The sequence below is a fragment of the Acinetobacter sp. S-1 genome, assembly GCF_059579785.1.
On sequence record NZ_CM184207.1, the window covers coordinates 826,701 to 852,599 of the forward strand.

At 47.8% G+C, this 25,899-nt stretch carries 7 protein-coding genes and 1 pseudogene; 7 read left to right on the top strand and 1 reads right to left on the bottom strand.

Features of this window, described 5'->3' with window-relative positions; genetic code table 11:
- Window positions 1–5: 5 nt before the first annotated feature.
- The 3 genes and pseudogenes from lpdA (at window position 6) to sucD (ending at window position 3,757) form a co-directional block, all read left to right on the top strand.
- Complete coding sequence (gene lpdA / locus AC52J8_RS04165; RefSeq protein ID WP_002116053.1) at window positions 6–1,439, top strand: dihydrolipoyl dehydrogenase; 1,434 nt, start codon at window positions 6–8, stop codon at window positions 1,437–1,439.
- 147 nt (window positions 1,440–1,586) lie between these two features.
- The gene (gene sucC / locus AC52J8_RS04170; protein WP_001048573.1) at window positions 1,587–2,753 is read left to right on the top strand and encodes an ADP-forming succinate--CoA ligase subunit beta; all 1,167 of its coding nucleotides are present in this window, start codon (window positions 1,587–1,589) and stop codon (window positions 2,751–2,753) included.
- Between the two features lie 14 nt (window positions 2,754–2,767).
- A pseudogene (gene sucD, locus AC52J8_RS04175) lies at window positions 2,768–3,757 on the top strand (succinate--CoA ligase subunit alpha).
- A gap of 410 nt (window positions 3,758–4,167) precedes the next feature.
- Here the strand turns inward: sucD and trpS are convergent.
- A complete protein-coding gene (trpS, locus tag AC52J8_RS04180; protein WP_086399703.1) occupies window positions 4,168–5,181 on the bottom strand; it encodes a tryptophan--tRNA ligase in 1,014 nt (337 codons plus the stop codon).
- A 208-nt stretch (window positions 5,182–5,389) separates the two neighbouring features.
- Between trpS and AC52J8_RS04185 the strand changes: the two genes are divergently transcribed.
- From AC52J8_RS04185 to AC52J8_RS04200, 4 genes are all read left to right on the top strand, one after another.
- Window positions 5,390–6,319 carry a DUF808 domain-containing protein gene (locus AC52J8_RS04185; RefSeq protein ID WP_005072929.1) on the top strand — a complete coding sequence of 310 codons (930 nt, stop codon included), beginning with the start codon at window positions 5,390–5,392 and terminating at the stop codon, window positions 6,317–6,319.
- A gap of 27 nt (window positions 6,320–6,346) precedes the next feature.
- Window positions 6,347–7,246: a KPN_02809 family neutral zinc metallopeptidase gene (gene ypfJ / locus AC52J8_RS04190; protein WP_002116484.1), complete on the top strand. Its 900-nt coding sequence runs from the start codon at window positions 6,347–6,349 to the stop codon at window positions 7,244–7,246.
- 240 nt (window positions 7,247–7,486) lie between these two features.
- Window positions 7,487–8,989: a cation:proton antiporter gene (locus AC52J8_RS04195; RefSeq protein ID WP_002116022.1), complete on the top strand. Its 1,503-nt coding sequence runs from the start codon at window positions 7,487–7,489 to the stop codon at window positions 8,987–8,989.
- A 452-nt stretch (window positions 8,990–9,441) separates the two neighbouring features.
- Entirely contained in the window at window positions 9,442–25,887 is a 16,446-nt protein-coding gene (locus tag AC52J8_RS04200) for an Ig-like domain-containing protein (protein WP_496538879.1), read from the top strand.
- Window positions 25,888–25,899: the final 12 nt, after the last annotated feature.

A 25,899-nucleotide genomic window follows, 5' to 3' on the forward strand; every position in this document is an offset into this window, starting at 1 on the left:
AAACAATGTCTCAACAATTTGATCTTGTTGTTATTGGCGGTGGTCCTGGTGGTTATGAAGCTGCGATTCGTGCTGCTCAACTAGGTTTTAAAGTCGCTTGTATCGAAAAACGTATTCACAACGGTAAGCCATCTTTAGGTGGTACATGCTTAAACGTAGGTTGTATTCCTTCTAAAGCATTACTTGACTCTTCTCACCGTTACGAAGATACAGTACATCACTTAGCTGATCACGGTATCACTACAGGTGAAGTGAATTTTGATCTTGCTAAGCTTCTTGCTCGTAAAGACAAAATTGTTGACCAATTAACTGGTGGTATCGATCAATTGCTTAAAGGCAATGGCATTGAATGGTTAAAAGGTACTGGTAAATTACTTGCTGGTAAAAAAGTTGAGTTCGTTTCTCATGAAGGTGAAACTCAAGTTTTAGAACCTAAATACGTTATTCTTGCGTCTGGTTCTGTGCCTGTAAATATTCCAGTAGCTCCTGTAGATCAAGATATTATTGTTGATTCAACTGGTGCATTGAACTTCCCAGAAGTACCTAAGCGTTTAGGTGTAATTGGTGCAGGCGTAATCGGTTTAGAGCTTGGTTCTGTTTGGCGTCGTCTTGGTGCTGAAGTTGTTGTTTTTGAAGCAATGGATGCGTTCTTACCAATGGCTGATAAAGCTTTGGCAAAAGACTACCAAAAACTTTTAACTAAGCAAGGTCTTGATATTCGTATCGGTGCTAAAGTTTCTGGTACTGAAATTAATGGTCGTGAAGTGACTGTTAAATACACTCAAGGCGGCGAAGAAAAAACTCAGACTTTTGACAAATTAATCGTTTGTGTAGGCCGTAAAGCTTATGCAGAAGGTTTATTGGCAGATGATTCAGGCATTAAATTGACTGAACGCGGTCTAGTTGAAGTAAATGATCACTGTGCAACTTCTGTAGAAGGTGTATACGCGATTGGTGACTTGGTTCGTGGTCCAATGCTTGCTCATAAAGCAATGGAAGAAGGTGTAATGGCTGTTGAACGTATTCACGGTCATGCAGCTCAAGTGAACTATGACACAATCATTTCTGTTATCTATACACATCCGGAAGCGGCATGGGTTGGTTTAACTGAAGAACAAGCTAAAGAAAAAGGTCATGAAGTTAAAACTGGTCAATTCGGTTTTGCTGTAAATGGTCGTGCTTTAGCGGCGGGTGAAGGTGCTGGTTTTGTTAAGTTTGTTGCTGATGCAAAAACTGACCGTTTATTAGGTATGCATGTTATTGGACCTGCTGCATCTGATATCGTACACCAAGGTATGATCGCTCTTGAATTTGTATCTTCTGTTGAAGATCTTCAGTTAATGACATTTGGTCATCCAACATTCTCTGAAGTTGTTCATGAAGCTGCACTTGCTGTAGATGGTCGTGCAATTCACGCGATTCAACGTAAGCGTAAATAAAATAAAGAGCGGTTCTCCGCTCTTTTTCACATTCGATGGTGTGATTAAAAAAGCATCAAGGTGAAAGACGTAGACAGCAATTTGCATAAGTAACATGAGAATGTTGCGCAAATTGAAGACAACAAACAAAGTTAAGTAGGTAACTAAATGAACTTACATGAGTATCAAGCTAAAGCGTTATTGAAAGAATATGGTATGCCAGTACAAGAAGGTATCTTGGCTACCAATGCAGACGAAGCAGTTGCTGCATTTGAACAGCTTGGTGGTAAATTCGCGGTAATGAAAGCGCAAGTTCATGCTGGTGGTCGTGGTAAGGCTGGTGGCGTTAAAGTTGCAAAATCTAAAGAAGATGTTATCGAATTTGCAAACAATATCATTGGTACTCGTCTTGTAACGTATCAAACAGATGCAAATGGTCAACCAGTAAACAGCATCATTGTTGCTGAAGACGTATACCCAGTTGAGCGTGAGCTTTACTTAGGTGCGGTTGTAGACCGTTCTAGCCGTCGTATTACTTTCATGGCTTCTACAGAAGGTGGTGTAGAAATCGAGAAAGTTGCTGAAGAAACTCCAGAAAAAATTATCAAAGTTGAAGTTGATCCATTAGTTGGCTTACAACCATTCCAAGCACGTGAAGTTGCGTTTGCTTTAGGTTTGAAAGATAAACAAATCGGTCAATTCGTAAAAATCATGACAGCTGCTTACCAAGCATTTGTTGAAAATGATTTTGCTTTATTTGAAATTAACCCACTTTCAGTTCGTGAAAATGGCGAAATTTTATGTGTAGACGCGAAAGTAGGTATCGACTCTAACGCGCTTTACCGTTTACCTAAAGTTGCTGCTTTACGTGACAAATCTCAAGAGAATGAGCGTGAATTAAAAGCATCTGAATTTGATCTTAACTATGTTGCTTTAGAAGGTAACATCGGTTGTATGGTTAACGGTGCTGGTCTTGCAATGGCAACTATGGACATCATTAAACTTTATGGTGGTCAGCCTGCAAACTTCCTTGACGTTGGTGGCGGTGCAACTAAAGAGCGCGTAATCGAAGCGTTCAAAATCATCCTTGCTGATACATCTGTACAAGGTGTTTTAATCAACATCTTCGGTGGTATCGTACGTTGTGACATGATTGCTGAAGCAATTATTGCAGCGGTTCAAGAAGTAAACGTAACTGTTCCAGTTGTTGTTCGTTTAGAAGGTAACAACGCTGAGTTAGGTGCTAAATTACTTGATGAATCTGGTTTGAAATTAATTTCTGCAAACGGCTTGTCTGATGCCGCAGAAAAAGTTGTAGCTGCAGTTAAAGCGTAAGGGGAGTATCAATCATGAGCGTATTAATTAATAAAGACACTAAAGTATTGGTACAAGGTTTTACTGGTAAAAACGGTACTTTCCACTCTGCACAAGCTTTAGACTACGGTACAAAAGTTGTTGGTGGTGTTACTCCAGGTAAAGGCGGTACTACTCACCTTGACCTACCAGTATTCAACACAATGAAAGAAGCTGTACGTGAAACAAATGCAGATGCATCTGTAATCTATGTACCAGCTCCATTCGTTTTAGACTCAATCGTTGAAGCGGTTGATTCAGGTGTTGGCCTAATCGTTGTGATCACTGAAGGTGTTCCAACAATCGACATGCTTAAAGCAAAACGCTACTTAGAAACTAACGGTAACGGTACTCGTTTAGTTGGTCCTAACTGTCCAGGCGTGATCACTCCGGGTGAATGTAAGATTGGTATTATGCCTGGTCACATTCACCAACCAGGTCGTATTGGTATCATCTCACGTTCAGGTACATTGACTTATGAAGCTGTTGCTCAAACAACTAAGCTTGGTTTAGGTCAGTCTACTTGTATCGGTATCGGTGGTGACCCAATCCCAGGTATGAACCAAATCGAAGCGCTTCAATTGTTCCAAGACGATCCAGATACTGATGCAATCATCATGATCGGTGAGATCGGTGGTACAGCGGAAGAAGAAGCTGCTGAATTCATCAAATCTAACGTGACTAAGCCTGTAGTGGGTTACATTGCTGGTGTAACTGCTCCTAAAGGTAAGCGTATGGGTCACGCTGGTGCGATTATTTCTGGTGGTCAAGGTACTGCTGAAGAGAAATTCGCTGCATTTGAAAAAGCAGGTATGGCTTACACAAGGTAAGCGTATGGTCACGCTGGTGCGATTATTTCTGGTGGTCAAGGTACTGCTGAAGAGAAATTCGCTGCATTTGAAAAAGCAGGTATGGCTTACACTCGTAGCCCAGCTGAGCTTGGTTCAACTATGTTGCAAGTTTTAAAAGAGAAAGGTTTAGCTTAATCGCTTTACGCTGAATCTTAAAAAGCACCGCATCTGAAAAATGATGCGGTGTTTTTTTATTTATTAAAGAAAAATAAGAGTTTTTATAAGTATAGCTAATTCATAAATAAAATTTTTAGGCAAAAAAATACGCAATGATTGGGGTGATCATTGCGTAGAACAACGAATCTGTAAAAACAGTTTCGGTTTAAGGAGAAATGTCGTGAGGCTCATATGATGTAACCTACATAGAAGATAATAGATAAAGTTAAGATATTCTTCATCGCTATTAGCGTTAATAAGTGTTACTTCACGTTAATAGGGTAAAAGCCTGTGAATGGCTATCAATACATTAGTAATTCTAAAAAATGAATATTATTGAATCTAATAAATAAAAAAAGCCCCGAAGGGCTTTTAATTTCTAACGAGAATTAAAATTTAAATAAACCTAAACCATCTTTAACTTCGTCTAAAGTCTGTTGAGTAATAAGACGACACTTATCTGTACCTTGACGTAAAACATCCATAATATAGTCAGGATCTTTAGCAAGTTCTTCGCGACGTTCACGAATAGGTGTAATTAACTCTTTTAAGACACCTTCAAGACGTTTTTTAACTGTACCGTCACCAAGACCACCGCGACGATAGTGAGCTTTTAACTCTTCAACTTCTTCTTTATTTGGATCAAATGCATCTAAATAAGTAAATACAATATTGCCTTCAACTTGACCTGGATCTTCAATACGAAGGTGATTTGGATCGGTGTACATCGCATTAACAGCTTTTTTAATGTCTTTATCAGAAGCATTTAAAACGATGGTATTGCCTAATGATTTAGACATTTTCGCTTTACCATCAAAACCAGGTAGACGTGCCATATTAGAAAGCAAAGCTTTACATTCAGGCAAAAGATCTTGACCGACTTGGCGATTTACTCGACGTACGATTTCATTCGTTTGTTCAATCATTGGAATCTGATCTTCACCCACTGGAACCACAGTTGCTTTGAAAGCAGTAATATCAGCCGCTTGTGCAACAGGGTAGCAGAGGAAACCAGCTGGAATGTCACGCTCGAAACCACGCATTTGAATTTCAGATTTAATGGTCGGGTTACGTTCTAAACGCGCAACTGTCACAAAGTTAAGATAGAGCATTGTGAGTTCATTGAGTGCTGGCAAGCAAGACTGAACACAAATGGTAGTTTTTGTTGGGTCAATGCCTACAGCTAAATAATCGAGAGCAACTTCTAGAATATTACGACGAACTTTATCTGGATTATCTGCATTATCTGTTAATGCTTGTGCATCTGCTAATAAGAGATGTTGATGATGGCTATCCTGTAAACCTACACGAGAACGCAAAGAACCGACAAAATGCCCAAGATGAAGTTGTCCGGTTGGGCGGTCGCCTGTCAAAATAATTGGACGCTGATCAACATTACTCATTATTTATTCCACTATCGTATTGGCTTAATCAGGGGTAGTAAGCCCTGTAATATAAAAGATTGGCATTATTGTACGGGAAATAAATTTTTTTCGTCAGCGATTGGGGAAACTTTTCTTAAAATAATATTGTGAATTTATTCAGTAAAATTACAGAAATTCAAAAAAATCATCTTACAATAGCCTTAATAAATACAAACTTGGATAAGAAATGGCGAGTGGCTTACTTTTATTACTAGATGATATAGCAACAATTTTAGATGATGTTGCTTTAATGAGCAAAATGGCAGCCAAGAAAACTGCAGGAGTTTTAGGTGACGATTTGGCCTTAAATGCTCAGCAAGTAACAGGTGTGCGCGCAGATCGCGAACTACCTATTGTTTGGAAAGTGGCTAAAGGCTCATTTGTTAATAAGCTTATTTTAGTTCCTTTAGCATTGTTAATTAGTGTGATTGCACCTTGGCTTATTAACCCGCTATTAATGCTCGGGGGGTTATTTTTATGTTATGAGGGAGTAGAGAAAGTTCTTCATACCATTATGCATAAAAAAGCTTCTACATCAGAGGAAGCAAAAGCAGAGCTTGAAACTGAAGAATTAGACTTAGCAACTTTTGAAAAAGAAAAAATAAAAGGAGCAGTAAGAACTGATTTTATTTTATCGGCTGAGATCGTGGTGATTACGCTTGGTACAGTTGCTACAGCTACTTTAATGACAAAGGTAAGCGTTTTAAGTGTTATTGCTGTTGTGATGACGATTGGCGTTTATGGCCTAGTTGGTATGATTGTTAAGATTGATGATTTGGGATTATATTTAACAGAACAGTCGACCTCATTTAAACAAACTATAGGTCGAGGCCTATTAGCTTTTGCTCCTATTTTGATGAAATTACTTTCAATCGTGGGCACTATTGCAATGTTTTTAGTGGGTGGCGGGATTATTAATCATACCATTCCATTGCTTCATCACTTAACTGAAGACACAGTGGATCATGTGGAAACAATACCAGCAGTGGGTAACATCATTGGTGCTTTAACACCAACATTGATTAACTTTGGAATAGGACTTGTTGCAGGTGCAATTGTTCTATTAATTGTGAGCTTAATACAAAAAATGTGGCCTAAAAAAGCATCGGGTTCATGATGCCATTCTAAAAAGAAGAGGGAAATTATGCGCTGGAAAGGTCGACGAATTAGTAGCAATGTTGAGGACCGTCGAGGTGGTGGCGGTGTTAGAGCAGGCGGTATTAGTATTATTGGTTTGGTTGTTGCATTTGTTGCGTGGAAGTTCTTTGGTGTTGACCCACAGCAGGCTTATCAAGCAACGCAGCAAGTTACTGCTTCACAACAATCAAATGCAACTGCGCCAGAAAGTTTAACGGCCGAGCAAAAGGAAGCCTCGGATTTTGTTGGAACGGTTTTGGCTGATACAGAAGATACTTGGACCCCCATATTTAAACAGTTAGGTAAAAGCTATACGCCACCAACATTAGTATTGTTTAGTGGAATGGTTCAGTCAGGATGTGGTACTGCTCAATCTGCAATGGGGCCATTTTATTGTCCTGCAGACCAAAAGGTTTATATCGATACAGAATTCTTTAAAGATATGCGTCAGCAAATGGGAATTTCTGGTGAGCAGAACCAAACTGAACTTTCTAGAGAAGATCAAGCTGGGGATTTTGCACAAGCTTATGTGGTTGCACATGAAGTAGGGCACCATGTTCAAACCTTGCTGGGTATTTCGTCACAAGTACAGCAAGCCCGTGCACAAGTCAGCCAAAGAGAAGGTAACCAATTATCTGTTCGTCAAGAATTACAAGCTGACTGTTTAGCGGGTATTTGGGCGAGCCATAATCAACAGCGAACTCAATTTTTAGAGCAAGGTGACATTGAAGAGGCGATGGATGCTGCTCAAAAAATTGGAGATGATTATTTACAAAAGCGTTCCACAGGTCAGGTCGTTCCGGATAGCTTTACTCATGGTAGTAGTGAACAGCGCATGCATTGGTTTCAGGTTGGTTTAAAAACTGGTGATATTAACCAATGCGATACTTTTAATAATCCAGTTTAAAATTCTATAGGATGAGTCTTGTTAAACATAATTTAATAAGCTCATCTTTTTTGTTTCGATCATAACTATAAATAATGTTAAGAAATTTAACAGATTGATAGATTGTTCAATCAATTCGTTAAACTTGCATCCTAATTTCTGTTTTTTATGATTATGGCATTGTTTATGTCAGCTTTTTATTAAGTTTGGTCGATCTAGCAAAGTTGTTTATTTGGTCGTTGACCCAGAAGAAGGGTATTCATGGGTAATTTTTTTCTATTACAAGCGTTTACAGTGGTTTTTGCACTATCAATTGCAACCACGATCTTTAATAAGCGTATTTTAGGCTTTCCACAGGCGATTGGTGTTCCTCTAGTCTCAGCAATTTTTGTCTTTATTCTACAGTGGGGTGCCAGCCTACTAAATGGTAACCAGTTTATTACCATTAACATTCATAATATTGAAGAAGCAGTACGCCATATCGATTTTTATGATTTTTTAATTAATGGTGTTATTTGTTTTATTCTAACTTCTTCTGCACTCAAATTTAAAATTTCAGATCTAAAAAGTTATTGGAAACAAATTAGTATTTTGGCAACAATTGCCTTAGTACTTTGCGCCGTATTATTTGGCAGTTTACTCTACGGATTCCAATTACTGGTTGGATATCATGTGCCAATTCTGGTGCTGTTACTTTTAGGTGCAGCTTTAGGGGCAACAGACCCAATTGGTATTAAAGGTGTGCTTAGTTCGATTCGAGCACCACATCATTTAATTGTTAAGCTAGAAGGTGAATCATTATTTAATGATGCAATGTGTATTGCATTGTTTATGACTTTACTTAATGTTTTACAGGGTGAACATTTTTCATTGGTAGCGACATTAGAAGCTCTACTTTATGAAATTGTTGTCGCCGTCGGGATTGGTTGGGCATTTGGGGTAGGGGTGTTGCGTCTATTACGTGGTAAACACGAAATGGAGTCCCTGATTTTAACAACAGCTTTACTTGCAAGTGGAGCATATTTGGTTGCTTTGTTTGCACATGCATCAGCACCGATTGCTTGTGTAATTGGCGGTTTAATTGTTGGGAACAAATGGAAAGAAATACGAGAAGAGCGAGAGATTCAAGAAGTTAATCATTTTTGGCATACAGTAGAAGGAATCATTAACTCATTCTTATTTACTTTAATTGGCTTAGAGTTATTTATTCTTGATCTAAACTTTAGCCTGATTTTAGGCGGTATTGTTGCATTCTTTATTCTTCATATTTCCCGTTTTGCTGCCAACTTTATGGCTTTCGCTTTTTTCCCCACAATGCGTAGAACTAAAAGCTACAACGGTAGTTTGACTATTTTATCTTGGGGTGGGGTACGAGGAGGGATTTCACTTGCATTGATTTTGGCAGTAGCCAATATTCCTGCCTTAAGTCCCTATAGTAGTATCCTGATTGGATATACATTTATTAGTGTATTGTTATCAGGTATTGTGTGCGGCCTAGGCTTACCAGCTGTGATGAATGCTTTTTATTACAACCCCAACGAGGAAACTGAAGGCTTAAAAGGCTTCTATCAAAGGTTGTGCCATAAGATGAACCGAAGAGGTTTTCAGTATATTGTGGGGGAGGATGCGCTGGGTAGAGAAACAATCACCGTTTATAATCCAGATATTCTTGTAGACCAAAAAACTGAGGACGGAATTGCGACAATGCATGACCCGAATAAGTTACAAGAAGTAAAAAGATTTGAGAGTCCAGATAATTTCTAAATATAAATAGTTTTAAAATTTATAAGATATTTAAAAATGAGGTTTTGGTGTAATAGTAAAATATTACCTAAAGCCTTTTTTTTCTATATATATTATTAATAATATATTTTATTAAGATATTAATAATTGTTATATGAATATTTTAATTAAATGATTTTTCAACAAATGGTAAATAGTAAAATAATAAATTTGTTTTATATATAAAACGTTTAACGTGATTTTTCATTAAATTAACATAAGAAAAACTTAACTAAGACTTATATATAATTTCTATTAATTAAAATTTTTTCTTTAGGTACTTTAGTATTTGTTTTTTTTATTTTAAAGTGTTTAATGTAAAAATGATCACATTACTTAATGTTTTTAAGTTGTAGGTCAAAAACTTAGAAAGATTAAGTAAAAAGAATTATACATAAAATCATTTAAATCAATAATATAAAAGGAATACAGATATGCCTGAAATACAAATTATTGCCAAGGATAGTCACGATACCTTGTCAACAATCAAGGGAACTTCTGCAAAGCTTTCAGAAGCGTCGGTCGTATTGGTAAAAGTGGCTGCCAGTGATGTATTGGTAGTGAATAGGGAGGGTACCAATGCAGTCATTCGCCTGAAAAATGGCGAGACTATTGTTATTGAAGGCTTCTTTAGTGGAACAGCTGAGCCTAAAGATAACAGTCTTGTTTTTCAAGATGAAAATGGACAGTTGATTTGGGCAAAATTCAAAGATGCTGAAAATGATGCGGACGCCGATGCGGACGCTGACGCAGACAGTGATGTTGAACCACAAGCTCTGGTAGCTGAGGATTTACCTGCTGCTTTACCGGCAGAAGCACCACAAGAGTTGGTATCTGACGTTATTTACCAGCCTATTTCTTCAATTGAACCATTACTTTATCACGATGCAGGTGTAAACCCATGGTTGTGGGCAGCTATTCCTTTAGTTGCGGGCGGTATTATCGCTGCAGCATCGAATAGTGATAATGATGATGACTCAACACCAATAGATAATACACCGCCGGCTACACCTGCAGTGCCGAGTGGCTATCTGGACAATGTTGGCGCTGATCAAGGGATCAAGGGGTCAGGAAGCAGTACAGATGACACGACACCAGGTGTGGTGATTTCTGCACCGGGTGCGGGTGAGACCCCTGCACTGTATGTAGATGGAGTGAAGGTCCCTGCAAGCTATGATCCTGTAACAGGTACACTGACGCCTACCACTCCGTTGGCAGATGGTTCACATCAACTAACTTATACGCTGACTGATGCGGCTGGTAATGAAAGTGCACCGAGTCCTGCATTAACAGTTACTGTAGATACATTAGCGCCGGCTACACCTGCAGTGCCGAGTGGCTATCTGGACAATGTTGGCGCTGATCAAGGGATCAAGGGGTCAGGAAGCAGTACAGATGACACGACACCAGGTGTGGTGATTTCTGCACCGGGTGCGGGTGAGACCCCTGCACTGTATGTAGATGGAGTGAAGGTCCCTGCAAGCTATGATCCTGTAACAGGTACACTGACGCCTACCACTCCGTTGGCAGATGGTTCACATCAACTAACTTATACGCTGACTGATGCGGCTGGTAATGAAAGTGCACCGAGTCCTGCATTAACAGTTACTGTAGATACATTAGCGCCGGCTACACCTGCAGTGCCGAGTGGCTATCTGGACAATGTTGGCGCTGATCAAGGGATCAAGGGGTCAGGAAGCAGTACAGATGACACGACACCAGGTGTGGTGATTTCTGCACCGGGTGCGGGTGAGACTCCTGCACTGTATGTAGATGGAGTGAAGGTCCCTGCAAGCTATGATCCTGTAACAGGTACACTGACGCCTACCACTCCGTTGGCAGATGGTTCACATCAACTAACTTATACGCTGACTGATGCGGCTGGTAATGAAAGTGCACCGAGTCCTGCATTAACAGTTACTGTAGATACATTAGCGCCGGCTACACCTGCAGTGCCGAGTGGCTATCTGGACAATGTTGGCGCTGATCAAGGGATCAAGGGGTCAGGAAGCAGTACAGATGACACGACACCAGGTGTGGTGATTTCTGCACCGGGTGCGGGTGAGACCCCTGCACTGTATGTAGATGGAGTGAAGGTCCCTGCAAGCTATGATCCTGTAACAGGTACACTGACGCCTACCACTCCGTTGGCAGATGGTTCACATCAACTAACTTATACGCTGACTGATGCGGCTGGTAATGAAAGTGCACCGAGTCCTGCATTAACAGTTACTGTAGATACATTAGCGCCGGCTACACCTGCAGTGCCGAGTGGCTATCTGGACAATGTTGGCGCTGATCAAGGGATCAAGGGGTCAGGAAGCAGTACAGATGACACGACACCAGGTGTGGTGATTTCTGCACCGGGTGCGGGTGAGACCCCTGCACTGTATGTAGATGGAGTGAAGGTCCCTGCAAGCTATGATCCTGTAACAGGTACACTGACGCCTACCACTCCGTTGGCAGATGGTTCACATCAACTAACTTATACGCTGACTGATGCGGCTGGTAATGAAAGTGCACCGAGTCCTGCATTAACAGTTACTGTAGATACATTAGCGCCGGCTACACCTGCAGTGCCGAGTGGCTATCTGGACAATGTTGGCGCTGATCAAGGGATCAAGGGGTCAGGAAGCAGTACAGATGACACGACACCAGGTGTGGTGATTTCTGCACCGGGTGCGGGTGAGACCCCTGCACTGTATGTAGATGGAGTGAAGGTCCCTGCAAGCTATGATCCTGTAACAGGTACACTGACGCCTACCACTCCGTTGGCAGATGGTTCACATCAACTAACTTATACGCTGACTGATGCGGCTGGTAATGAAAGTGCACCGAGTCCTGCATTAACAGTTACTGTAGATACATTAGCGCCGGCACCAGTGATTACGATTGATCCTGTAACGAATGCAATCACGATTGACTTTGGTGAAGCAGTCAATGCGGTTGATGGCAGTCCGCTTACGGCAGATGCACTTGAGGGATTGCTGGACATTGCCAACGGTACATTGACTGACCTGTTAGACAACGGCGATGGCAGCTTCAGCGGTACACTGGTACCGGCTGCGGACTTTGAAGGCGATGTGGTTGTGAATGTTCCGGCAGGTATTGTTACGGACGTGGCAGGCAATGCCAACCTGACCGCAACAGAGAGCTTTACGGTCGATACATTGGCACCGGCCTTTGACTTCACGGTAACCATCAATGCCGATGGGACAGCGACGATTGCAGGCAGCACCGAGCCGGGTGCGACAGTTGAAATTCTGGACCCGGCAGGCAATCCGGTGGCAGTGACTGTTGCGCCAGATGGCACGATCAGTGGCAGCATTGCGGCACCAGCATTGGCTGGGGATTACACGGGGACAGCGACCGATGTGAACGGCAACCCTGCGACGGATACAGCGACAGCGGTAGATACGACAGCACCGGCCTTTGACTTCACGGTAACCATCAATGCCGATGGGACAGCGACGATTGCAGGCAGCACCGAGCCGGGTGCGACAGTTGAAATTCTGGACCCGGCAGGCAATCCGGTGGCAGTGACTGTTGCGCCAGATGGCACGATCAGTGGCAGCATTGCGGCACCAGCATTGGCTGGGGATTACACGGGGACAGCGACCGATGTGAACGGCAACCCTGCGACGGATACAGCGACAGCGGTAGATACGACAGCACCGGCCTTTGACTTCACGGTAACCATCAATGCCGATGGGACAGCGACGATTGCAGGCAGCACCGAGCCGGGTGCGACAGTTGAAATTCTGGACCCGGCAGGCAATCCGGTGGCAGTAACTGTTGCGCCAGATGGCACGATCAGTGGCAGTATTGCGGCACCAGCATTGGCTGGGGATTACACGGGGACAGCGACCGATGTGAACGGCAACCCTGCGACGGATACAGCGACAGCGGTAGATACGACAGCACCGGCCTTTGACTTCACGGTAACCATCAATGCCGATGGGACAGCGACGATTGCAGGCAGCACCGAGCCGGGTGCGACAGTTGAAATTCTGGACCCGGCAGGCAATCCGGTGGCAGTGACTGTTGCGCCAGATGGCACGATCAGTGGCAGCATTGCGGCACCAGCATTGGCTGGGGATTACACGGGGACAGCGACCGATGTGAACGGCAACCCTGCGACGGATACAGCGACAGCGGTAGATACGACAGCACCGGCCTTTGACTTCACGGTAACCATCAATGCCGATGGGACAGCGACGATTGCAGGCAGCACCGAGCCGGGTGCGACAGTTGAAATTCTGGACCCGGCAGGCAATCCGGTGGCAGTAACTGTTGCGCCAGATGGCACGATCAGTGGCAGTATTGCGGCACCAGCATTGGCTGGGGATTACACGGGGACAGCGACCGATGTGAACGGCAACCCTGCGACGGATACAGCGACAGCGGTAGATACGACAGCACCGGCCTTTGACTTCACGGTAACCATCAATGCCGATGGGACAGCGACGATTGCAGGCAGCACCGAGCCGGGTGCGACAGTTGAAATTCTGGACCCGGCAGGCAATCCGGTGGCAGTGACTGTTGCGCCAGATGGCACGATCAGTGGCAGCATTGCGGCACCAGCATTGGCTGGGGATTACACGGGGACAGCGACCGATGTGAACGGCAACCCTGCGACGGATACAGCGACAGCGGTAGATACGACAGCACCGGCCTTTGACTTCACGGTAACCATCAATGCCGATGGGACAGCGACGATTGCAGGCAGCACCGAGCCGGGTGCGACAGTTGAAATTCTGGACCCGGCAGGCAATCCGGTGGCAGTGACTGTTGCGCCAGATGGCACGATCAGTGGCAGTATTGCGGCACCAGCATTGGCTGGGGATTACACGGGGACAGCGACCGATGTGAACGGCAACCCTGCGACGGATACAGCGACAGCGGTAGATACGACAGCACCGGCCTTTGACTTCACGGTAACCATCAATGCCGATGGGACAGCGACGATTGCAGGCAGCACCGAGCCGGGTGCGACAGTTGAAATTCTGGACCCGGCAGGCAATCCGGTGGCAGTGACTGTTGCGCCAGATGGCACGATCAGTGGCAGCATTGCGGCACCAGCATTGGCTGGGGATTACACGGGGACAGCGACCGATGTGAACGGCAACCCTGCGACGGATACAGCGACAGCGGTAGATACGACAGCACCGGCCTTTGACTTCACGGTAACCATCAATGCCGATGGGACAGCGACGATTGCAGGCAGCACCGAGCCGGGTGCGACAGTTGAAATTCTGGACCCGGCAGGCAATCCGGTGGCAGTGACTGTTGCGCCAGATGGCACGATCAGTGGCAGCATTGCGGCACCAGCATTGGCTGGGGATTACACGGGGACAGCGACCGATGTGAACGGCAACCCTGCGACGGATACAGCGACAGCGGTAGATACGACAGCACCGGCCTTTGACTTCACGGTAACCATCAATGCCGATGGGACAGCGACGATTGCAGGCAGCACCGAGCCGGGTGCGACAGTTGAAATTCTGGACCCGGCAGGCAATCCGGTGGCAGTGACTGTTGCGCCAGATGGCACGATCAGTGGCAGCATTGCGGCACCAGCATTGGCTGGGGATTACACGGGGACAGCGACCGATGTGAACGGCAACCCTGCGACGGATACAGCGACAGCGGTAGATACGACAGCACCGGCCTTTGACTTCACGGTAACCATCAATGCCGATGGGACAGCGACGATTGCAGGCAGCACCGAGCCGGGTGCGACAGTTGAAATTCTGGACCCGGCAGGCAATCCGGTGGCAGTGACTGTTGCGCCAGATGGCACGATCAGTGGCAGCATTGCGGCACCAGCATTGGCTGGGGATTACACGGGGACAGCGACCGATGTGAACGGCAACCCTGCGACGGATACAGCGACAGCGGTAGATACGACAGCACCGGCCTTTGACTTCACGGTAACCATCAATGCCGATGGGACAGCGACGATTGCAGGCAGCACCGAGCCGGGTGCGACAGTTGAAATTCTGGACCCGGCAGGCAATCCGGTGGCAGTGACTGTTGCGCCAGATGGCACGATCAGTGGCAGCATTGCGGCACCAGCATTGGCTGGGGATTACACGGGGACAGCGACCGATGTGAACGGCAACCCTGCGACGGATACAGCGACAGCGGTAGATACGACAGCACCGGCCTTTGACTTCACGGTAACCATCAATGCCGATGGGACAGCGACGATTGCAGGCAGCACCGAGCCGGGTGCGACAGTTGAAATTCTGGACCCGGCAGGCAATCCGGTGGCAGTGACTGTTGCGCCAGATGGCACGATCAGTGGCAGCATTGCGGCACCAGCATTGGCTGGGGATTACACGGGGACAGCGACCGATGTGAACGGCAACCCTGCGACGGATACAGCGACAGCGGTAGATACGACAGCACCGGCCTTTGACTTCACGGTAACCATCAATGCCGATGGGACAGCGACGATTGCAGGCAGCACCGAGCCGGGTGCGACAGTTGAAATTCTGGACCCGGCAGGCAATCCGGTGGCAGTGACTGTTGCGCCAGATGGCACGATCAGTGGCAGCATTGCGGCACCAGCATTGGCTGGGGATTACACGGGGACAGCGACCGATGTGAACGGCAACCCTGCGACGGATACAGCGACAGCGGTAGATACGACAGCACCGGCCTTTGACTTCACGGTAACCATCAATGCCGATGGGACAGCGACGATTGCAGGCAGCACCGAGCCGGGTGCGACAGTTGAAATTCTGGACCCGGCAGGCAATCCGGTGGCAGTGACTGTTGCGCCAGATGGCACGATCAGTGGCAGCATTGCGGCACCAGCATTGGCTGGGGATTACACGGGGACAGCGACCGATGTGAACGGCAACCCTGCGACGGATACAGCGACAGCGGTAGATACGACAGCACCGGCCTTTGACTTCACGGTAACCATCAATGCCGATGGGACAGCGACGATTGCAGGCAGCACCGAGCCGGGTGCGACAGTTGAAATTCTGGACCCGGCAGGCAATCCGGTGGCAGTGACTGTTGCGCCAGATGGCACGATCAGTGGCAGCATTGCGGCACCAGCATTGGCTGGGGATTACACGGGGACAGCGACCGATGTGAACGGCAACCCTGCGACGGATACAGCGACAGCGGTAGATACGACAGCACCGGCCTTTGACTTCACGGTAACCATCAATGCCGATGGGACAGCGACGATTGCAGGCAGCACCGAGCCGGGTGCGACAGTTGAAATTCTGGACCCGGCAGGCAATCCGGTGGCAGTGACTGTTGCGCCAGATGGCACGATCAGTGGCAGCATTGCGGCACCAGCATTGGCTGGGGATTACACGGGGACAGCGACCGATGTGAACGGCAACCCTGCGACGGATACAGCGACAGCGGTAGATACGACAGCACCGGCCTTTGACTTCACGGTAACCATCAATGCCGATGGGACAGCGACGATTGCAGGCAGCACCGAGCCGGGTGCGACAGTTGAAATTCTGGACCCGGCAGGCAATCCGGTGGCAGTGACTGTTGCGCCAGATGGCACGATCAGTGGCAGCATTGCGGCACCAGCATTGGCTGGGGATTACACGGGGACAGCGACCGATGTGAACGGCAACCCTGCGACGGATACAGCGACAGCGGTAGATACGACAGCACCGGCCTTTGACTTCACGGTAACCATCAATGCCGATGGGACAGCGACGATTGCAGGCAGCACCGAGCCGGGTGCGACAGTTGAAATTCTGGACCCGGCAGGCAATCCGGTGGCAGTGACTGTTGCGCCAGATGGCACGATCAGTGGCAGCATTGCGGCACCAGCATTGGCTGGGGATTACACGGGGACAGCGACCGATGTGAACGGCAACCCTGCGACGGATACAGCGACAGCGGTAGATACGACAGCACCGGCCTTTGACTTCACGGTAACCATCAATGCCGATGGGACAGCGACGATTGCAGGCAGCACCGAGCCGGGTGCGACAGTTGAAATTCTGGACCCGGCAGGCAATCCGGTGGCAGTGACTGTTGCGCCAGATGGCACGATCAGTGGCAGCATTGCGGCACCAGCATTGGCTGGGGATTACACGGGGACAGCGACCGATGTGAACGGCAACCCTGCGACGGATACAGCGACAGCGGTAGATACGACAGCACCGGCCTTTGACTTCACGGTAACCATCAATGCCGATGGGACAGCGACGATTGCAGGCAGCACCGAGCCGGGTGCGACAGTTGAAATTCTGGACCCGGCAGGCAATCCGGTGGCAGTGACTGTTGCGCCAGATGGCACGATCAGTGGCAGCATTGCGGCACCAGCATTGGCTGGGGATTACACGGGGACAGCGACCGATGTGAACGGCAACCCTGCGACGGATACAGCGACAGCGGTAGATACGACAGCACCGGCCTTTGACTTCACGGTAACCATCAATGCCGATGGGACAGCGACGATTGCAGGCAGCACCGAGCCGGGTGCGACAGTTGAAATTCTGGACCCGGCAGGCAATCCGGTGGCAGTGACTGTTGCGCCAGATGGCACGATCAGTGGCAGCATTGCGGCACCAGCATTGGCTGGGGATTACACGGGGACAGCGACCGATGTGAACGGCAACCCTGCGACGGATACAGCGACAGCGGTAGATACGACAGCACCGGCCTTTGACTTCACGGTAACCATCAATGCCGATGGGACAGCGACGATTGCAGGCAGCACCGAGCCGGGTGCGACAGTTGAAATTCTGGACCCGGCAGGCAATCCGGTGGCAGTGACTGTTGCGCCAGATGGCACGATCAGTGGCAGCATTGCGGCACCAGCATTGGCTGGGGATTACACGGGGACAGCGACCGATGTGAACGGCAACCCTGCGACGGATACAGCGACAGCGGTAGATACGACAGCACCGGCCTTTGACTTCACGGTAACCATCAATGCCGATGGGACAGCGACGATTGCAGGCAGCACCGAGCCGGGTGCGACAGTTGAAATTCTGGACCCGGCAGGCAATCCGGTGGCAGTGACTGTTGCGCCAGATGGCACGATCAGTGGCAGCATTGCGGCACCAGCATTGGCTGGGGATTACACGGGGACAGCGACCGATGTGAACGGCAACCCTGCGACGGATACAGCGACAGCGGTAGATACGACAGCACCGGCCTTTGACTTCACGGTAACCATCAATGCCGATGGGACAGCGACGATTGCAGGCAGCACCGAGCCGGGTGCGACAGTTGAAATTCTGGACCCGGCAGGCAATCCGGTGGCAGTGACTGTTGCGCCAGATGGCACGATCAGTGGCAGCATTGCGGCACCAGCATTGGCTGGGGATTACACGGGGACAGCGACCGATGTGAACGGCAACCCTGCGACGGATACAGCGACAGCGGTAGATACGACAGCACCGGCCTTTGACTTCACGGTAACCATCAATGCCGATGGGACAGCGACGATTGCAGGCAGCACCGAGCCGGGTGCGACAGTTGAAATTCTGGACCCGGCAGGCAATCCGGTGGCAGTGACTGTTGCGCCAGATGGCACGATCAGTGGCAGCATTGCGGCACCAGCATTGGCTGGGGATTACACGGGGACAGCGACCGATGTGAACGGCAACCCTGCGACGGATACAGCGACAGCGGTAGATACGACAGCACCGGCCTTTGACTTCACGGTAACCATCAATGCCGATGGGACAGCGACGATTGCAGGCAGCACCGAGCCGGGTGCGACAGTTGAAATTCTGGACCCGGCAGGCAATCCGGTGGCAGTGACTGTTGCGCCAGATGGCACGATCAGTGGCAGCATTGCGGCACCAGCATTGGCTGGGGATTACACGGGGACAGCGACCGATGTGAACGGCAACCCTGCGACGGATACAGCGACAGCGGTAGATACGACAGCACCGGCCTTTGACTTCACGGTAACCATCAATGCCGATGGGACAGCGACGATTGCAGGCAGCACCGAGCCGGGTGCGACAGTTGAAATTCTGGACCCGGCAGGCAATCCGGTGGCAGTGACTGTTGCGCCAGATGGCACGATCAGTGGCAGCATTGCGGCACCAGCATTGGCTGGGGATTACACGGGGACAGCGACCGATGTGAACGGCAACCCTGCGACGGATACAGCGACAGCGGTAGATACGACAGCACCGGCCTTTGACTTCACGGTAACCATCAATGCCGATGGGACAGCGACGATTGCAGGCAGCACCGAGCCGGGTGCGACAGTTGAAATTCTGGACCCGGCAGGCAATCCGGTGGCAGTGACTGTTGCGCCAGATGGCACGATCAGTGGCAGCATTGCGGCACCAGCATTGGCTGGGGATTACACGGGGACAGCGACCGATGTGAACGGCAACCCTGCGACGGATACAGCGACAGCGGTAGATACGACAGCACCGGCCTTTGACTTCACGGTAACCATCAATGCCGATGGGACAGCGACGATTGCAGGCAGCACCGAGCCGGGTGCGACAGTTGAAATTCTGGACCCGGCAGGCAATCCGGTGGCAGTGACTGTTGCGCCAGATGGCACGATCAGTGGCAGCATTGCGGCACCAGCATTGGCTGGGGATTACACGGGGACAGCGACCGATGTGAACGGCAACCCTGCGACGGATACAGCGACAGCGGTAGATACGACAGCACCGGCCTTTGACTTCACGGTAACCATCAATGCCGATGGGACAGCGACGATTGCAGGCAGCACCGAGCCGGGTGCGACAGTTGAAATTCTGGACCCGGCAGGCAATCCGGTGGCAGTGACTGTTGCGCCAGATGGCACGATCAGTGGCAGCATTGCGGCACCAGCATTGGCTGGGGATTACACGGGGACAGCGACCGATGTGAACGGCAACCCTGCGACGGATACAGCGACAGCGGTAGATACGACAGCACCGGCCTTTGACTTCACGGTAACCATCAATGCCGATGGGACAGCGACGATTGCAGGCAGCACCGAGCCGGGTGCGACAGTTGAAATTCTGGACCCGGCAGGCAATCCGGTGGCAGTGACTGTTGCGCCAGATGGCACGATCAGTGGCAGCATTGCGGCACCAGCATTGGCTGGGGATTACACGGGGACAGCGACCGATGTGAACGGCAACCCTGCGACGGATACAGCGACAGCGGTAGATACGACAGCACCGGCCTTTGACTTCACGGTAACCATCAATGCCGATGGGACAGCGACGATTGCAGGCAGCACCGAGCCGGGTGCGACAGTTGAAATTCTGGACCCGGCAGGCAATCCGGTGGCAGTGACTGTTGCGCCAGATGGCACGATCAGTGGCAGTATTGCGGCACCAGCATTGGCTGGGGATTACACGGGGACAGCGACCGATGTGAACGGCAACCCTGCGACGGATACAGCGACAGCGGTAGATACGACAGCACCGGCCTTTGACTTCACGGTAACCATCAATGCCGATGGGACAGCGACGATTGCAGGCAGCACCGAGCCGGGTGCGACAGTTGAAATTCTGGACCCGGCAGGCAATCCGGTGGCAGTGACTGTTGCGCCAGATGGCACGATCAGTGGCAGCATTGCGGCACCAGCATTGGCTGGGGATTACACGGGGACAGCGACCGATGTGAACGGCAATCCTGCGACGGATACAGCGACAGCGGTAGATACGACAGCACCGGCCTTTGACTTCACGGTAACCATCAATGCCGATGGGACAGCGACGATTGCAGGCAGCACCGAGCCGGGTGCGACAGTTGAAATTCTGGACCCGGCAGGCAATCCGGTGGCAGTGACTGTTGCGCCAGATGGCACGATCAGTGGCAGCATTGCGGCACCAGCATTGGCTGGGGATTACACGGGGACAACGACCGATGTGAACGGCAACCCTGCGACGGATACAGCGACAGCGGTAGATACGACAGCACCGGCCTTTGACTTCACGGTAACCATCAATGCCGATGGGACAGCGACGATTGCAGGCAGCACCGAGCCGGGTGCGACAGTTGAAATTCTGGACCCGGCAGGCAATCCGGTGGCAGTGACTGTTGCGCCAGATGGCACGATCAGTGGCAGCATTGCGGCACCAGCATTGGCTGGGGATTACACGGGGACAGCGACCGATGTGAACGGCAACCCTGCGACGGATACAGCGACAGCGGTAGATACGACAGCACCGGCCTTTGACTTCACGGTAACCATCAATGCCGATGGGACAGCGACGATTGCAGGCAGCACCGAGCCGGGTGCGACAGTTGAAATTCTGGACCCGGCAGGCAATCCGGTGGCAGTGACTGTTGCGCCAGATGGCACGATCAGTGGCAGTATTGCGGCACCAGCATTGGCTGGGGATTACACGGGGACAGCGACCGATGTGAACGGCAACCCTGCGACGGATACAGCGACAGCGGTAGATACGACAGCACCGGCCTTTGACTTCACGGTAACCATCAATGCCGATGGGACAGCGACGATTGCAGGCAGCACCGAGCCGGGTGCGACAGTTGAAATTCTGGACCCGGCAGGCAATCCGGTGGCAGTGACTGTTGCGCCAGATGGCACGATCAGTGGCAGTATTGCGGCACCAGCATTGGCTGGGGATTACACGGGGACAGCGACCGATGTGAACGGCAACCCTGCGACGGATACAGCGACAGCGGTAGATACGACAGCACCGGCCTTTGACTTCACGGTAACCATCAATGCCGATGGGACAGCGACGATTGCAGGCAGCACCGAGCCGGGTGCGACAGTTGAAATTCTGGACCCGGCAGGCAATCCGGTGGCAGTGACTGTTGCGCCAGATGGCACGATCAGTGGCAGCATTGCGGCACCAGCATTGGCTGGGGATTACACGGGGACAGCGACCGATGTGAACGGCAACCCTGCGACGGATACAGCGACAGCGGTAGATACGACAGCACCGGCCTTTGACTTCACGGTAACCATCAATGCCGATGGGACAGCGACGATTGCAGGCAGCACCGAGCCGGGTGCGACAGTTGAAATTCTGGACCCGGCAGGCAATCCGGTGGCAGTGACTGTTGCGCCAGATGGCACGATCAGTGGCAGCATTGCGGCACCAGCATTGGCTGGGGATTACACGGGGACAGCGACCGATGTGAACGGCAACCCTGCGACGGATACAGCGACAGCGGTAGATACGACAGCACCGGCCTTTGACTTCACGGTAACCATCAATGCCGATGGGACAGCGACGATTGCAGGCAGCACCGAGCCGGGTGCGACAGTTGAAATTCTGGACCCGGCAGGCAATCCGGTGGCAGTGACTGTTGCGCCAGATGGCACGATCAGTGGCAGTATTGCGGCACCAGCATTGGCTGGGGATTACACGGGGACAGCGACCGATGTGAACGGCAACCCTGCGACGGATACAGCGACAGCGGTAGCGCTAGATACCATTGATGCTATTAATGATAATGTAACGTTTGATCCAGGTCCGTTTGTAAGTACTATTTGGGACGCACCAATAATAGCTCAGGATATTAATGTTCTTGATACCTCTATTATTGGTGATACTTCAATGAATGTTGAGTTTTCTGTTCCTAGAAATAGCGCGGATATTGGTACAGGTCATGAAGGTGATGTTGTTATTCAAGTAAGCCAAGACAATTTGATAGCAGTTGCTTCTGGTTTTAGTGTATTGGTGGAATATTTTGATGGAACTAATTGGGTACAGTACACCACGGCTACAACTACAAATGGAGGTTTAATTGCTGATGCGCTAGGTTTAGGAGTTCTAGGGATTGTAGATGATGGCAAAACAATAGCTGTGCATCTGACAGGCGTGCCAGAAGGTCAATATCGTGTTGTAGTGCAGAACGATAGTAGTGCTATTGGTGATTTGTTAGACGACTTAACATTAGCAGAACTGGGTGACCAAGGTATTTTATTAGGAGCTGACAATCAGGATGCTGTATTAGATGCGGTAGAAACTGCCTTAAATGGTCAAGTATTAACTTTAGGAACTTTAGTAAGAAATGTTTTAGAACCACTGTTAAATGCTGCTAATGCTGCTGGTGAAACCTTGGCTGTAACTGATATCGTTGCAGCAATTGTGCAAATACCATTAGTTGGTAGTCTCTTGGGAGGTGTTGATACTGTTTTAGATTTTATTGCTGATGCCTTGGTTGATAATCTACTTACTGTACTTGAGTTTACCAATGTAACCATCAATGGTTCAGAAACTTATTACACTACACCAGAATTAGCGGGTAATGTCTTTGCTGACAATGGATCTGGAGCAGATGATCGTGGTAATAGTAATGCAGCACTTGTGACCAAAGTAGATGGAGTAGATATCCCTACTGATGGTACAGATGCAGTGATTAAAGGTTTATATGGCACTTTATATATCAATAAAGATGGTGTTTATCGTTATGTTTTGAATGGTAGTGTAGATTCTAATGGTCAGGTAGATGACTTTACTTACACTTTATCAGACGGTATTCAATCAGATACAGCCGTTTTAACTATAAGTGTAGCAGATGTTATTGCACCAAAAGCACCTATAGTTTCTTCATTGGATGAAACCACCGTTACAGGTTTTGTCGGAGCTGCGGAAGCTGATAGTATTATTAATGTCTATGGTGGTATAGACAGTGATGGCGATGGTATTCCAGATACATTACTTGGTATAACTACAGCTAATCCTGATGGTAGTTATACAGTCACGTTGAACCCTGCAATAGCTTTAGGGGACACAGTGGTTGTTACCTCAAGGGATGCGGCTGGCAATATATCTACACCAACAATTGCAAGTCTGCATAATATTGTCGCGCTTGATGACCCTAATCAAACTAACTATGAGTTATCTACTACAGCAGATCGTCCAGATATTAGTGGTGGTATTTTTACTTTAGCTAATGCTGGTGTTCTTGGAGATTTAATTGATTTAGATCTGAGTGCAACATCCGCTCCTGGTGTGACCGTCGGTACAAATGAGCAAATCACTTTAACATTAACAGCAAGTGGATCTACCGGTTTAGATATAAGTGCAGTTGGGAATTTGATTGATGCTATTTTAGGCGGAAATATTGGCGGTAGTCTTGATTTGATTATTGCCAAAGAAACATCAACAGGTAGCTATGAGGTTTATAATACTGTTGCTAATGCGTATACATTAAATAATAGTGTTTTAACTTTTACCGCGTCTGGTTCGCAATCTATTTCTTTGGATGATGCTGGTGTTTATAAGTTTATTCTTGCTCCAAATTCTTCAACTTCGAGTGCTTTAAGTAACTTATTATCTCTGAACTTATTAGGTAATTTAGTATTATCGTCTAATGATGTAGTAGCAACCATTAATAATACAGATCTTATTACTGGTAATGTTTTATCTAATGATACTACTGCACCGATAGGTTTAGATTTGTCAGTTGTTTCTATTAAAGAAACTACAGTAGGTGTAGATGAAAATGTAATATCTGGTACTCCTAAAGTCATTGAAGGGATGTATGGTACTTTAACTATAGATTCAACCGGTGCTTATAGTTATCAAATGACGGCTAATGCAACTGCTTTAGGTAAGGTTGAAGCATTTACTTATACCGTACAAGATAATGATGGCCACTCAAAACAGGCAACTATTTATATTCGTTTAGACTCCAGTTTGGTTACATTAGATTGGACGGATAAAATAGGACTTGAGGAGGCTGATAAATTAGTAACGCAACTGACCGCTGATAATAAGGCTTCCGCAGGTACAGTTACTACTTTATTTGATCAGGTATTAAATGGTTCCGGTGATTCTTTAAATAGTATTCAGGTAACTGGAAGTAACGGTGCATTACCTACTTCACCTCCTGCGACAGGTAGTACGGCAATTCCAGATGATTCTGGGCGTTTTACCCTAGGTGCAGGGCAAACAGCATATATTTCTTTCACATCAATATTACCATCAAATGTGACTCAGAATTTTGGTCTAGGAGGAAATCAAACCAGTGCTTATAATGTGGTTATTGAACTAGAGAGAGATGGAGCAGTACTAGATACTCAATTGGCCACTTGGACATCAACCATCAGTGGTACAAAATATTATTATAAAGTGACTAATACAGGAACTTCATCGGCTGATTATGATTTAAATATTGCTTATGGTGATGGTTCAGGATTGTTTAACTGGACGAATACTACTGGTAAGACATTTGGTATTAATAATATTCAATTAGATATTACAGGTACAACATATACAGCATCAACTGTATCAGGTGACCTAATCTCTAATGATACATTGTATTCAAGTGTCTTTAAAATTGGTGTTGCGGCTGGATCGACTACGCCTAGCACTTATTTGGACGTAAATTCAACACCAATAGTAGGAACGTATGGAACTTTAACTGTTAATTTAGATGGAACCTATAGTTATCAAGCTAATGGTGAAATTGCTGATCTTGGAAAAGATGATGTCTTTACATATAAAATTGAGACATTGGATGGTACTGTAAACACGCAAACTTTAACAATTAAGGTAGATGCTGATAATGTTTTGATTGGTACGCCAAATGCGGGCACAGCAGGGAACGACATTGCTGTAAGTCAATCTACAAATGAAGTCTTCACATTAGGTGATGGCGCTGATTTGTTAATTTACAATGTACTTAATGGTTCAAGCCCAACAGGTGGAAACGGTACTGATCAATGGCTGGATTTTAATATGTCTGAAGGCGATAAAATTGATGTGTCATCTTTATTATCAGGTGCAACAGCAACTACTATTAATAACTATCTCAGTGTGACTATTAGTGGGAATCAAGTCACCTTGTTGGTTGACCGAGATGGTAGTGGTAGTGCTTCCTCACCTACCACCTTGCTAACTTTAACTAATGAAGAGCATGCAACAAATCCTATTACTAGTTTAGTAGATTTGTTAAATAACAACTCAATTATCTATTAATAGATAATTAAC

Excerpts from the sequence above, each read along its gene's own strand:
- lpdA (WP_002116053.1), top strand. The coding sequence starts at position 6 with ATGTCTCAACAATTTGATCTTGTTGTTATTGGCGGTGGTCCTGGTGGT.
- AC52J8_RS04185 (WP_005072929.1), top strand. The coding sequence starts at position 5,390 with ATGGCGAGTGGCTTACTTTTATTACTAGATGATATAGCAACAATTTTA.
- sucC (WP_001048573.1), top strand. The coding sequence starts at position 1,587 with ATGAACTTACATGAGTATCAAGCTAAAGCGTTATTGAAAGAATATGGT.
- trpS (WP_086399703.1), bottom strand. The coding sequence starts at position 5,181 with ATGAGTAATGTTGATCAGCGTCCAATTATTTTGACAGGCGACCGCCCA.
- ypfJ (WP_002116484.1), top strand. The coding sequence starts at position 6,347 with ATGCGCTGGAAAGGTCGACGAATTAGTAGCAATGTTGAGGACCGTCGA.
- AC52J8_RS04195 (WP_002116022.1), top strand. The coding sequence starts at position 7,487 with ATGGGTAATTTTTTTCTATTACAAGCGTTTACAGTGGTTTTTGCACTA.
- AC52J8_RS04200 (WP_496538879.1), top strand. The coding sequence starts at position 9,442 with ATGCCTGAAATACAAATTATTGCCAAGGATAGTCACGATACCTTGTCA.